The 1099-nt window shown below is 72.6% G+C and carries 1 protein-coding gene; it reads right to left on the reverse strand.

The window, feature by feature from the left end; all coding sequences use genetic code 11:
- Positions 1-1099: HAD-IC family P-type ATPase (locus FVW20_RS16275; protein ID WP_196610413.1), on the reverse strand; the 1099-nt coding region annotated here is incomplete at both ends.

Raw genomic sequence — 1099 nt, forward strand, 5'->3', positions numbered from 1 at the left:
ATGCTCGCTGGCCGTGGCGCCATCATCCAGCCCGGCCCCCGTCACCTGCCGGGCATGCTGCACGATGGCGCGGGCAAGGGGGTGGCTGCTGGGGCCTTCCAGCGCGGCGGCAATGCGCAATGCGGCAGCCTCGTCGCGCACCTGCGGGTGACCGTCCACGGGCAGCACGCGGGCCACGCGGGGGCGGCCCAGGGTCAGGGTGCCGGTCTTGTCGAAGGCGATGGCCGTCAGACTGGCGGGCAGTTCGAGGAACGAGCCGCCCTTGACCAGAACGCCGTTGCGGGCCGCGCTGGCCAGCCCGGCCACGATGGACACGGGGGTGGAAATGACCAGCGCGCACGGGCAGGCAATGACCAGCACCACCAGCGCCTCGTACACCCACGCCGACCACGCCCCGCCGAAGAACAGCGGCGGCACCACGGCCACCAGCGCGGCCACGGCCAGCATGGCCGGGGTGTACACGGCGGCGAAACGGTCCACCCACTGCACGGCGCGAGCGCGGCGCGACTGGGCAGCCTCCACCATGTGCAGGATGCGCGCGAGGGTGGTGTCCGAGGCGGCGCGGGAGGTCAGCACCTCCAGCACGCCGCCGCCGTTGATGGTGCCCGCGTAGACCGGCTCGCCCACCCGCTTGGGCACGGGCATGGATTCGCCGGTGATGGGCGACTGGTCGATGTCCGAGCTGCCCGCCGCCACCGTGCCGTCCAGGGGAACGCGGTCGCCCGCGCGGATGAGAATGCGCGAGCCCACGGGCACGTTTTCCACGGCGGTCTCCACGGGGATGCCGGGCAGGCCAGCCCCAATGTCAGCCCCAATGTCACCCGGGCGCGACAGCAGCAAGGCGCGCGAGGGCGAAATGTCCAGCAGCGCGGCAATGGCCGAGCGCGCACGGTCCACGCTCCACGATTCCAGCTGGTTGGCCACGGCGAACAGGAACGCCACCGAGGCTCCTTCGAAGAACTGGCCGATGGCCGCCGCACCGATGACCGCCGTGACCATCAGCAGGTTCATGTCGGGGCGCAGGCTGCGCACGGCATGCACCGCGCGCGGCAGCACCCGCCAGGCGCCCGCCACCGCCGCCGCCAGCCACAGAACCAGC

The organism is Nitratidesulfovibrio oxamicus (genome assembly GCF_015731765.1).
GTDB lineage: Bacteria > Desulfobacterota > Desulfovibrionia > Desulfovibrionales > Desulfovibrionaceae > Cupidesulfovibrio > Cupidesulfovibrio oxamicus.